Consider the following 11,830-nt stretch of genomic DNA (forward strand, 5'->3'; position numbering starts at 1 on the left):
GCTATCCACTCCATTTACAAATGAAGTGCAGCGGCAGGCTACAGGGCAAAATTCCGCCGCTGCTCCTACTCACTTTTGTAGAGAACACCTTTAAGCATGGTGACCTCACCGACCCGACACAAACTGCCTGCATTTCAGTCGCGAATCAACAGGACACGCTTCACTTCAGTACCTCCAACAAAAAGCGCAAGCACCATGGTGGTCGCGGGTATGGCATCGGTATACAGAATGCTAAAACCCGCCTCAGTGAATTTTACGATGAACAGGACTATACCCTCACCATAGACGAAGACGAGCAACGACACGCCGTGCACCTTAAAATAAAGCTAACATGATCACATGCTATGTAGTAGATGATGAGCGCCATGCGCTAGAGGTACTGTCCAGGTATATACAGAACACACCTGGCCTGCTACTGATCGGGGCCGAAGAAAACCCATTGCAAGCCCTCGATGCAATTGCTTCAGGGCAGCTGACAGCTGATATCACATTTCTGGATGTAGACATGCCACAGCTTTCGGGCGTCGACCTGGCCGGGCTCATCAACAGCCGCACTACCGTGGTCTTCACAACTGCCTACCCGGACTATGCCTACCAGGCTTTCGAGAAGAATGCTGTTGATTTTCTACTGAAGCCCATCTCCTACGAGCGTTTCCTAAAGGGTATAACCAAAGTAAAGGAGAGTCTGCAGCCAAGGCAAGCTATACCTGCTGTAGAGCAGAATGATGGTTATTTCTTTATCAAAACGGATGTGAAGGGCAAGTTTGTGCGGGTGAACTTCGAGGAGATAAGCTATGTAGAAGCGATGCAAAACTACGTGCGTATCCAGACTGCCACTGAAAAGCTGACTACCTACCTGAGCATGAAAGAAGTAGAGGAGCACCTGCCCGCTACCGATTTTGCCCGGGTACACAAATCCTTCATTGTGCACCTGCCCAAAGTCAAGACTGTAGAAGGCAACCAGATCGTGCTGAGTACTGGCAATGTGGTGCCGATGGGATCAAGTTACAGGACAGCTTTGCTGGACATGATCAATGCAAAACTACTGAAAAGCAAGCGGGTGAATTAAAACAATACCGATACCTGTGTACGACCGGTATGCACAGCACCCACACTGTTGGCCTTACGCCCATCGTAGTTAAGCGAAATGTTGAGCCCATTACTCAGGCGCTGCTGCACGTTGAAAGACCAGGTCAGGTTATTGCCGGGACGCAGCGCGTTGAGTATTTCGTATCCCACATAGGAATTCATATCGCCATCAAACTCAATATTCACCCAACGAACAAGTCCTGAAACGGTACGCTTGCTCACCTGACTCAACTTTGTTTCCAAGCCCAGTTCATGGAAAGTGGCCTGCTGCTCTGCATCGGCTGGTGAGAGCTTATCTTCACGTAGAGCCAGTTGATAGGTGCCTGTGAAGCGTAGCTTCGCGTTAGGTTGGTAAGCCAGCTCCGGCGTAAGCTCCTGCGACACGATACTGAAGTTTTTCGAGTTAAGAAAGTTAGAGCGGTTGTCACGCACGTTCTGAGCCAGGCTGATCTTGGAGCTCAGCACTTCATTCAGGTTCAGACGGGCAATCAATTGGTGATTACCCACACTACGGGTTTCGGTACCGTTTGCCAGCAGCGATTTCTGCTGATTCTGCTGCACCGTGTATTCCAAGCCGTACTTTGGGTTGCTCCGATTGAAATAGAGCGTATTGCGAAGCGACTTCACCAATGAGATCAGGAACTCATCTTCGAAATCTTCGCTGAACGGATTAAAACGGTTCATCACCTCATCATCCGTCGTCTTCTTGTCGATGCTTACAAAGCTGAGGGCTGAGAACTTAGCCATAAACCCTTTGAAGCCTTCGGCGCTGCGCCAACTGCGTGGTACGTTGCTGTTCAGGCGATAAGTGAAACGGTTGGTATAGGCGTTTATATACTCATCCGTCGGCAGGAAGACTTTGATGAAACGGCGCTGGTCCACTGTCTGTGCTTCCAGGTAATCGTTGAGGTCGTTGGGGTTGCCGCCTTCACGAAGGTAGTGTGTGCCCTGCCCCGGCATGGTTTCCCGGAACACGAAGATACGCTTCAGTTCACGGCCTGTACCCACCGAGTAACTCATTTCAGAACGGAAGCTGCCATCCAGAAAAGAGGTGTTCCAGTCTATGCGCGACTGTACGGTTTCCTCATCCTGCCCGTGTTCAAGCTTCAGGTTACGGTAAGTAGCCTGCAGGGCAATATCACTGTCGCGACCATACCTGCGTTGGAGCATGGCATTGTAGGTCTGCCCTACCTCAGGCGCTCCCATCTCCCCTATTGCCGTTGGGCGGAGGTCGGTGCGGTAGCTATAATCTACCCGGAAGCGGGTTTTGGCGGTATCAGGACTCTCCACAAAAAGCACATGCTCATCAAAGTACATGGCGGAGCCCGTTACAGAGTCGCTGCCGATAGCGGTAAGTTTGTTCTTATCGAAGCGGTACATATAGCCAGGCTCAACTTTACCGAGCCTATACCTGGCCCCTACATCGCCCCTATACCACTCTGATTCCCGGGTGGCTTGGTCGCTGTGCAGCATAAAGAAACTATTACGCAGCTCCAGCTTGCCAAACTCACGGTTCAGGTCCAGTTGGTGCTGCGTACCGTCTACCTGCTGGTGACGGTAGCGACGGCTGATGCGGTAGTTCACCAAGTTCTGCGGGTCCTGCACTGCTCCTACTGAGAAGTTAAAGATATGGTCTTCGGCTTTCTGATTCGGATTGTCCAGACTCCAGTCGCGGTCGAATTCAATGGGGCGGTAGCGGTCGATGGGTTCAAAATTCACATCGGTGTACTCGTAGTTGAGCGTACTGTTGAGACGGTATTTGCCCAGGAAAGAAAGCTGTCGATCCTGTATCGCATAACCCACCCGCATGGCCGCCCCATTATCATCCATGGCATCGAGACGGGAGAAGCGGTTGAGGTCATTCTGCGAAGCGGCACCTTCCAGGAAGAAGTTCACGCCTTTCTCCAGTTCGTAGTTACCACCCAGTGTGATCAGCTGTTTCTTACGAGGCGTGGGTAGAATACGCACAGGTGCATAGTTGCCCTGCGGCACACCATTGACCGGTGCTACCCATCGGTATACCCTGCCATTCACTGCATTGTTAGCTGCCACGTAATTGCCTCGGTTCGCCCCCACTTCCGAAAACCGCACATTGTATATTGCCGAATCCGGATTGCTGGAGAACACATATACTTGCTCAGGTATACCGTCTATCAATGTATCTCGCTGAGCGTAGAGCACCTGTGCCGGATCAAAAGGCACCTGTGTCGCACCTGAAGTAACGGCCATATTCAGGCTATCGCCTATACCTGCGAGCAGGCGTTTCTCGTCATCCTGCAGATCGAGGTGCAGCAGGTTGTTTGGGTTATCGGATTCGTTGTAGTAGTTGGCGTATACCTGCACTTTGCCCAGTTGCTGGTAGTGACTGGCGTGGTAGATGCTGCGGCTATAATTGAGGTCAGAATACTCAAAGTCTACCCGTATACGGGAGTTTTTGGTAATGACGTGGCGTGTTGTGAAGGTAATCTCAGCCTGGTTGTAGTCGATCACATAATCGAAGTCGAAACCACGGGTCAGCAGGCGGCCGTCCAGAAATACACGCTCCGAGTTAGCCAGTACAATGATGAAACGCTCGTTATTGGGACCGCGCAACCTGTAGGGCCCCTGCACGCCTTCCAATGCCTCCACAGCCTGTGAAGCAAACTTGCCTTTCGACACAGAGGCGGCTACAGTGGTAGTACCCAGTTTATCCGGTGATTTGCCAAAAGTAGTCTCGAATGCACCGCCCTGCACGTTTTTGTAAAACTGCATGAAGTAAGACGGCTTACTACGGAGCACCACATCCCCTGCTGACAGCTGCCATTGCTTATGCTTGAGCGTGATATACACTCGGTCAAACTCATTCAACTGCTGCGTATTCCCCTCCGGCTGAAACGGAATATTCTGATCCGTAATAGCGGCTGTGATGCTGATGTCATCAGTCAGCTTACCATCAAGTTGCAGGTTCAGCGCAGAATTGACAAATACGTTCTGTGTGTTACCAAAAGAGATCCCTCGTGAAATACTGCCTGTTTTGTTCAGGCCGGGCGTCTTGAAGATTTCTTCCCGTTGGGCAAAGTCCTCTTTGTAGAATTCCCGTGGCGACGGACTCCGGTCCAGCTTCATGATGTCGCGGCGATAAGCAGGCTTGGCTAGACTCAGTGGCAAGGTTCTATAGCATACCAACACCGAGTCAGGTATAGGCACCACCGTTCCAAGCGTATCCATGATCTGGTAAACAGGCGCCGGAAACTCGGTCAGTTTAAACTCGTGGGTATAGTAGTTATAGTCAAATTTGAACTGGTCTTTTCGGGGGCCTACGAACGTAATGGAGCTAACATCAATTGTCAGGGTATCGAGTTGTTGGGGATAATCGGTGAGGTATAGCCACTTGCAGTGCCGGTTGTTCACAGGAGCCTGGGCCAGCGCAGGCAGGTTCAACAGCAACAGCAGGATGCCGGTGATCAAGCTTCGAATCATGCGGTGGCCAGCGGTAAAGAAATGTAAAACGTCGTCCCCTCTCCCTCTTCTGTCACAAACCAAATGCGACCACCTGCGTTTTCAATTCCTTTTTTGGCAACAGCCAGGCCTATACCTGAGCCCGTGTACTTAGTACTGAAGTTAGGTATAAATACTTTGTGCCGAATCTCGGCAGGTATACCGCTGCCGTTATCAGCTATAGACACCAGCGCCATGTTATTCCCATCCACCTTCAGGTCTATTTTGATCACAGGCTTCCGGTCGGCTGGCACTGCTTGTATAGCGTTCAGCAGCAAATTGTTGAATGTACGTACCATCAGTGCCTCGTCGGCCATCACCATCACCGGCTCTTCAGGCGTACGCAGCTTTGTTCTCACAGATGCCGGATTCGTGTGCAGGTCGGCGGCTTTGTGCAGGGCAGCCCCCAGGTCCATCAACTCAGCTTTCGGCTCGGGCATGGAAGTGAAGTTAGAAAACGAAGTGGCGATATCGCTGAGAATGTTGATCTGCGTGATCAGGGTATGCGAGATCTTATTGATCATCTGCTCCGTGTTCGGGTTCTTCTCTGCAATGGCCTTCTGGAGGTACTGCAGCGAAAGCTTCATCGGTGTGAGCGGATTTTTGATCTCGTGCGCCACTTGCCGGGCCATTTCCCGCCAGGCCGCTTCTTTCTCGCGCATCGCCAGTTCTACTTTGTTCTGCTCCAGTGTCAGCAGCATGCGGTTGTACTCATTCACCAGCATCCCGATCTCATCAGCCCCTTCATAGGCCAGCATTTCGTTTTTGCCGGTCAGGGAGGTATGTTTCAACTTCTCGGCCAGCATACGAAGCGGCACCGTCAGGGCTCTGGAAGCAAAGAAGGTCAGGATGATAAACACGATGAACATGACAGTGAAAATGTTCATCGTTGTCGTAATCAGCTCGATCAGCTTCAGGTCCAGCTGTCGCTCTGAGTCAAAGAAAGGAATACCTATAAAGCCAATCAACTTCTCCGGATCATTGTCAGGACGGAGCGGCAGGTATAGCGCATTGAAGCTTAGGTTACCAGCCTGCTCATCGAGGAGAACACGCAAAGCCTGTCGCTCCGATATAGCCGCAAAAGCATGTGGGTTGACTAGTTTGGATAGCAGCCCTGACTCAAAAATTAGCGGCTGACTTGTTACCAACAGGCGTCCGTTACGATCATAAAGACTCACATCAGCCTCTGACAAAGCTGCAATAGAGGCTACACGGCGCAGCAAGCGATTGCGGTCGGGCAGCACTTCCAGCGTAGTCGGTCTGCTAAGATGGTCCTGTATAGCCTCGCCTTTTTTCTCGTAAGACGAAAGCAGGTCTTTCTTGTAAGAGCCTGTCACCAGGCTAGCCGTTACGATACTCACCAGCATGAGGGGCAGCAGGATACCGAAGTTCAGGAAAAGCTGAATCTTGGTACTGAAGTTAGGCTGAAAATCACGCAGTCGCTCCCGGTTCAGGAGTATGTAAAGCACCGCCAACACAATGAGGCAGCCGGTAAAGTACAGGAACAGAAAAGAAAAATTGGAGAGTACTTCACGGGCTCCATACTTACTTGTCGTGATAATCACGGTCGGGCCGTAATCGGTTTTAACACCTAAGTGGTGAAAGCCCTCCTCAGTTGCTCCCTGCCGGTACAGCTCACTTCGTTCCAATTCGCTCCTATCGAAGTTGGTGGCATAATCAAATTCACCTTCGCTGTATGTCAGCCTGCCCTTTTCATAAATTCCATAACTCAGGATATCGGCTCTGAAAGGCTGCTGGTGCTGTTGCCCTGCTAACAGCTCAGGCACCAGGCTATTTGGAAGAAGCTCTTTGAGGCTCAATTGCAGCACAATCGTTCCGTACAGCTGTGTACCCAGGGGCACTTCAATCAACTTTAGGTAAAAGCGGGTATGCGGACGGGCAGGATCATTAACCAGGTATAGATTATCATACTCAGTTCTGTTCTGTGGTACAGCATATTTTTGCCTTAGCTCCTCCAATGTAGCAGCTGTGGTATCAGCACTTTCGAGTGTGCGCCCCTGACTATCAAATAATAGGATATTCGCTTCATACTTATCGAAATAGTCCGGAAGAAACTGGCGGGATATCTTGCGCTTAATGAAGTAGGCATCAACATAAGGCCCCTTCATCTTGGATTGTATGAGAGCGTCTTCAGATACCCGCACCGCTACGTCTTCTTCCAGCAGATACTCAGCCAGCACATCATTGCCCTGCATCAGGTCAAAAGCGAACTTTTGCTTGTAGGCTAGCAGCTCGCTCTGGAAGTGTGTGTAAAGCGATGCTGCACCTGTCAAACTACTTACTGCGATGATGAGAAAGAAAAACAGATAGGTGCGGTATGGTAAACTGATTGCCTGCCGGTGCTGTGCCGCCAACAGAATCACAATCCAGAAAACGAAGCCTATCAGGAGCACGGGCAGCCAGCGCATATCCAATACCAGAGCCAGCAAGGTAAGTATAGCGGTAACTCCCAGCAGAATCTTATAGGACCACCAACCATCTGACTTGCGCAACAGCACATTGGCTACAGAAGCCAACATATAGCCAAACAGGCTCAGTGCCACCGTGTGCAGGAACATCAGGCTGTACATTACCAATTTATACCGTTCCAGCGCTAGAGATTGGTTAATGTCGAGTGCTAGCGGAGAGTTGTGGTATATGCCATAGTAAAAGCGGAATAAAATAGCTAGCAACACAAAAAACCCCGCCATAGAAGCCCCAAGTATTACTTTGCTCTTGTCAGCCGAATACGCTTTAACGGTGTTTAATACTTCATTTTTGTGAAACAAGTAATAAGCAGTCCAGGCGACCGTAACAAGTAGTAGTACATTCAGTGCCAGATCACCTACCGAAGGGGACCAAAATGACGCAGCATAAAGTCGCGGATCAAATAGCTCGGTTTCTACTATCAGAAAAGGCAGATTGAGCAACAGGAGCGCTAGCCTGAATCCAACCAGCAGGATTAGTAAAAGCACTATACCTTGGGTATAGCGCTGACGTTCCAGGAAGATTTTACTTAACGAAATGCTGAACCAAACAAAAAGAACAGCCCCTAAGGTGAGCAGAATAAGTTGAAGGTCATCAAATCCAGAATCGATCCGATCAGACCCATGATCGAGTGCAAACAGGAATTCACCTTCACTGGTCTTTACCTGTGGCAACTGCCCCGGGTTATCAAGCACAAGCCGAACGTCTGCTTTCCCAAAAATACTTTTCTGCAAGCCCGACGACAAGTAATCATTTGTTATACCATAGTCTATCTGAAGCGGAATGTAAGTGAAGATGTCATAATCATCTACCCGGTGGGGCATAACCACAAAGGTGCCATAACTATTACGAATAGTGGATGTATGGCGAACTGTTGGGGGCATGTCAAGGTCTGGTATAACAGTATGGTCAGACCAGAACAGCAAACGACCATTCTTGTAGACAAAAGTAGGGTAGTGTGTCTTGGATAGAAGTTTTGAGAAGCTTATTCGGCCTGTTTGCAGCTGTTCACCAAGCTGCACAGACTCTTGGTGAGCATCCATTAAAAGGGCCTGAACCCGCTGTGTTATACGTTGCTGCGCCTGCTCTCTATCGGCTTGGAGCCAGGAAGCCGGTACCTTATAATGCAAAAAAGCTGTCGCCATAAAGCACAGCACAGCAAGAGCAAATAAGAGTATTGGCGCAAAATTACGGTTCAAAGCAGCATGAATTACTCACGAATTTAAGCATTTCGTGTTATAAGAGCATGACCTTTAGGCAGCTAAAATGTAACTAACAGCCTCAAAGCAAGTTTAATTCCGGAAGAAGTGTGTAATCCAGACCAAAACCGGATCAAAATTCACACCAAAAAATTTGATGATAAAATAAAACCACATGCAGGACCTGCTGCCTGCATGTGGTTTATGATATGAATTGAAAATAGCCGCAGCCGCGAAGAAAGATTAGCAAAGTATGCTAATTTGATATTCAGTGCTTATGCGGTTCTAGCGGCTTTCTTTTTTTGACTGCTTTTGTACCAGAGAAATCCTACTGTACCTACCAGTACATAGGGTATTAGCATCAGATATAGAATTCCAGTATTCAACCCTGCTCCTACCTGAGAGTCTGAATCAGTACTACCGGTACCAACATTTGATTCTACTGTCGCACGGCACATGGCACATTGGCTATAGGCCTCCGTAGATACCAGACTTAGCGTAAGCATCATCAGGCCGAGGATAAATATCTTAGATAATTGGCGCTTCATGATCATAAAACAAGTGTTAAATGTTCCTGGTTCTAACTATAGTACGGAGAAATCAAAATATAAACGAGTACACCCGTTATGGCTACATAAAGCCAGATTGGAAATGTCCATTTTGATATACGACGATGGCGAATAAACTGCTCTGACAATGCAAAATACATGGAAAGCAGTACCAACGGTACAATCACCACGGCCAGAACAATATGTGTCAGCAGGATAAAGTAGTAAAATAACTTTAGAAAGCCGTCTCCACCATAGATCGTACGCTCCCCCAGGAAATGGTAAGTAACATATGATACCAGGAATATTGCTGACAGGCCAAAGGCAGTTGCCATGGCATTACGGTGCACTCTGATATTCCCTTTACGAATGTTGTAGTAGCCTATAACCAGAGCAAAGGCTGTTAAAGAATTCAATATCGCATGCAGCGTTGGCAGAAAAGACACATCAACACTGCTTGAGCCTTCCTTCGGCATAAAGAAAAGCATAGCCACCACTACAGGTATAGCAATCGATAGAATGGCAATCAGTATTAAGAACTTCTTGTCATTACCAGCAGCTGGACTATTTTGATTTGCTGTATTCATCTAAAAGAACTTTAATTTCTATTATCAGGCGATCCACATCCTCCTTATCAGTGCCATCATATATCCCCCGCACATACCTGTCTTTATCCACCAGCATAAACTTCTCGCTGTGAATAAAATCCTGCTGGCCTTCTACCTTCATAACAGGCAAATAAAAGCCTTTCTGAGCTAAGGTATAGATTTTGTCACGGTCTCCTGTTAAAAAATACCACTTACCAGGGTCAGCACCGTACCGTTCACCGTATTCGCGCAAAACCTCTGGGGTGTCATATTCAGGATTAACAGTAAAGGACACCAGTTTTACTTGTTCCTCATCCTGAAAAGCTTCCTGCACACGCACCATTTGCGAAGACATCGCCTTGCAAATGTCGGGACATGTCGCGAAAAAGAAGTCAGCTACGTAGATATGACCATCCAGGTCTTTTTGAGAGATTGCCTGGCCTTGCTGTGAAGTGAGTTGGAAAGCAGGCACTTGATTGAAGAGTGTATCCCCTTTGGCATCACGCTGTACCTCACCTGTAGCAGTAACCTGAGGAAAATATTTAGGGAGCGTGTAGTGGTGTTCACCAAAGCTTCCGATAAATATAAAAATAAGAAGAGGCACTAATAGTAGGATACCTAATATTAGTGCCTTTGAGTTACTCATAATATGTGTACTTAATTGAAGTAATTTCTAATTGAATCGAAGTAATAGCTACCTTCTGAAATCAAAGCTACCATTAGCCAGATAACAAGTGCCATCGGTATAAGGATAGACCAGATCAAGGCTTTGGACTCATGCTTTAAGTGCATGAACTCCGCTACAATGTAGAACGCCTTAAAGATGGTCAAAATTATAAAGATCGCATTACGAAGTGTGCCTGCGTCCATTGTAAAGGCGAAAAGGAACTCTACTGCAGTTAGGGCTACCAGGATAAAGAATGTTTTCCAAATAACTTTTGTCTGCGCTTTAGGTATCTCACCTGTCTGGTGAAGATCGTTGGAGTGATCCGAATGAGCTGCCATAGTATACTTTATGTTTTAGAGAGGCAGCCCCGCACCAGGCGGGAACTGCAGCTGTGATAGTTTATGATTTATAAATTAGATCAGGTAGAAGAAGGTAAATACGAACACCCAAACCAAGTCAACAAAGTGCCAGTAAAGACCAACTTTCTCTACCATTTCGTAGTGGCCACGTTTGTGGTACACACCATTCACAGTGTTGATGAACACCATGATCAACAGTACAACACCAGAGAATACGTGTGTACCGTGGAAACCAGTGATGAAGAAGAACAGGTCGGCGAACAAAGGCGGACCATATTGGTTCATGGTCAGGTTGGCACCAAAGATGCGTGTACCATCAGCCAACAGCATACCCTCGTCAGTACCAGAGATGAAGTGAGCCCACTCCCAAGCCTGGCAACCAAGGAAAATGCTACCGAACAGAATAGTCCACATTAACCATTTCTGTACATCATTCTTATCCATACGATGCCCAGCTTCTACTGCCAATACCATGGTAACAGAGCTCAAAATAAGAATCATGGTCATCAGGGCCACAAACGCCAATGGAAGATCTACTCCATGGAATCCAGGGAAAGCGTTAAAAACTTTCTCCGGAATTGGCCACCATTCAGTTGAGAATGTAAAGTCATCCGGACTTCCAGTATAAGGAAGATGACTGTGACGAGACAGGCCATAAACAATCAGGAGTGCACCAAAAGTAAAGGCGTCAGAAAGTAGGAAAAACCACATCATGAGTTTCCCATAGCTCGCTTTTAGTGGTTCATTACCACCATCCCATGTACCTGTTTTAGGTGCTTCCAGCGTAGTTGATGTAGACATAGTTTAGTATTGAAAAAAACGTGTTTAGTGATTTAATCTCAAAAATAGATACAAGTATAGCCAAAGGCCACCCAGGAAGTGCCAATAAATGGTGCATAGCTGAATACGCAGCATGCTCTTCGAGTGAACTTTGTAACGTAGACTTGATATAATTACCACTGCCACATAAATGAGACCAGTGATCAGGTGAAAACCATGCACACCTGTTAATACATACATAAATGAACCGGAAGGGTTACTAGACTCTCCCCCAAAGAACACATTGTTATTAACCAATTCAGCCCATCCATTCCACTGTCCGATCAGAAAAGCGACTCCTAATCCGAAAGTCAGATACAGCATCAGGCGCAGTTTTGCTATATTATCCTGAGCTGCGGCATTATGGGCAAGCTGCATCGTAATACTGCTTAAAGCAATAATTACCGTGTTAATCAGCATGATGTTTGGCAGGTCATATTCGAGCCAGTTGCCTTCTGCACGACGCACCAAATAAGCGCTCGTAAAGGCTGCAAACATCATAATTATACTAATAATAAGCAACCACAGCGTAAATTTTAATGGATGTACTCCTCCTGTGTTGTTCTCCTCTCCCAATGATTTGGCAACCATATCCATA

Annotated in this window: 9 protein-coding genes; 2 read left to right on the plus strand and 7 right to left on the minus strand. The window is 47.6% G+C overall.

The genetic code is table 11. The annotated features are described in order from the left end of the window. Positions 1-20 precede the first annotated feature (20 nt). Both BW972_RS00090 and BW972_RS00095 read left to right on the plus strand, forming a co-directional pair. On the plus strand, positions 21-335 hold the full coding sequence (locus BW972_RS00090; protein ID WP_076420259.1) for a LytS family sensor histidine kinase: 315 nt from the start codon (positions 21-23) through the stop codon (positions 333-335). Beyond that, positions 332-1,069 carry a LytR/AlgR family response regulator transcription factor gene (locus BW972_RS00095; protein WP_076420261.1) on the plus strand — a complete coding sequence of 246 codons (738 nt, stop codon included), beginning with the start codon at positions 332-334 and terminating at the stop codon, positions 1,067-1,069. The genes BW972_RS00090 and BW972_RS00095 overlap by 4 nt, the downstream gene beginning before the upstream one ends. Here BW972_RS00095 and BW972_RS00100 read toward each other — a convergent pair. From BW972_RS00100 to BW972_RS00135, 7 genes are all read right to left on the minus strand, one after another. Further along, entirely contained in the window at positions 1,066-4,548 is a 3,483-nt protein-coding gene (locus BW972_RS00100; RefSeq protein ID WP_083674034.1) for a hypothetical protein, read from the minus strand. The two genes, BW972_RS00095 and BW972_RS00100, sit on opposite strands and share 4 nt — an antisense overlap. After that, complete coding sequence (locus BW972_RS00105; RefSeq protein WP_234986252.1) at positions 4,545-7,937, minus strand: sensor histidine kinase; 3,393 nt, start codon at positions 7,935-7,937, stop codon at positions 4,545-4,547. Before BW972_RS00105 ends, BW972_RS00100 begins: the two co-directional genes overlap by 4 nt. 895 nt (positions 7,938-8,832) lie before the next feature. Next, on the minus strand, positions 8,833-9,387 hold the full coding sequence (locus tag BW972_RS00115) for a DUF420 domain-containing protein (RefSeq protein ID WP_007659390.1): 555 nt from the start codon (positions 9,385-9,387) through the stop codon (positions 8,833-8,835). Further along, positions 9,365-10,033, minus strand: coding sequence for an SCO family protein (locus tag BW972_RS00120; RefSeq protein WP_007659389.1), 669 nt, complete (start codon positions 10,031-10,033; stop codon positions 9,365-9,367). Before BW972_RS00120 ends, BW972_RS00115 begins: the two co-directional genes overlap by 23 nt. A gap of 11 nt (positions 10,034-10,044) precedes the next feature. Next, positions 10,045-10,392 carry a cytochrome C oxidase subunit IV family protein gene (locus BW972_RS00125; RefSeq protein WP_007659388.1) on the minus strand — a complete coding sequence of 116 codons (348 nt, stop codon included), beginning with the start codon at positions 10,390-10,392 and terminating at the stop codon, positions 10,045-10,047. A 75-nt stretch (positions 10,393-10,467) separates the two neighbouring features. Continuing rightward, a complete protein-coding gene (locus BW972_RS00130; protein WP_076420266.1) occupies positions 10,468-11,214 on the minus strand; it encodes a cytochrome c oxidase subunit 3 in 747 nt (248 codons plus the stop codon). A gap of 24 nt (positions 11,215-11,238) precedes the next feature. Then, entirely contained in the window at positions 11,239-11,829 is a 591-nt protein-coding gene (locus BW972_RS00135) for a cytochrome c oxidase subunit 3 (RefSeq protein ID WP_007659387.1), read from the minus strand. Position 11,830: the final 1 nt, after the last annotated feature.

It is taken from the genome of Pontibacter lucknowensis, from assembly GCF_900156415.1.
Classification (GTDB): Bacteria; Bacteroidota; Bacteroidia; order Cytophagales; family Hymenobacteraceae; genus Pontibacter; species Pontibacter lucknowensis.

What these genes read in the sequence shown, in the direction of transcription:
- BW972_RS00090 (WP_076420259.1), top strand. Translation starts at nt 21, where the DNA reads ATGAAGTGCAGCGGCAGGCTACAGGGCAAAATTCCGCCGCTGCTCCTA.
- BW972_RS00095 (WP_076420261.1), top strand. Translation starts at nt 332, where the DNA reads ATGATCACATGCTATGTAGTAGATGATGAGCGCCATGCGCTAGAGGTA.
- BW972_RS00100 (WP_083674034.1), bottom strand. Translation starts at nt 4,548, where the DNA reads ATGATTCGAAGCTTGATCACCGGCATCCTGCTGTTGCTGTTGAACCTG.
- BW972_RS00105 (WP_234986252.1), bottom strand. Translation starts at nt 7,937, where the DNA reads ATGCCCCCAACAGTTCGCCATACATCCACTATTCGTAATAGTTATGGC.
- BW972_RS00115 (WP_007659390.1), bottom strand. Translation starts at nt 9,387, where the DNA reads ATGAATACAGCAAATCAAAATAGTCCAGCTGCTGGTAATGACAAGAAG.
- BW972_RS00120 (WP_007659389.1), bottom strand. Translation starts at nt 10,033, where the DNA reads ATGAGTAACTCAAAGGCACTAATATTAGGTATCCTACTATTAGTGCCT.
- BW972_RS00125 (WP_007659388.1), bottom strand. Translation starts at nt 10,392, where the DNA reads ATGGCAGCTCATTCGGATCACTCCAACGATCTTCACCAGACAGGTGAG.
- BW972_RS00130 (WP_076420266.1), bottom strand. Translation starts at nt 11,214, where the DNA reads ATGTCTACATCAACTACGCTGGAAGCACCTAAAACAGGTACATGGGAT.
- BW972_RS00135 (WP_007659387.1), bottom strand. Translation starts at nt 11,829, where the DNA reads ATGGATATGGTTGCCAAATCATTGGGAGAGGAGAACAACACAGGAGGA.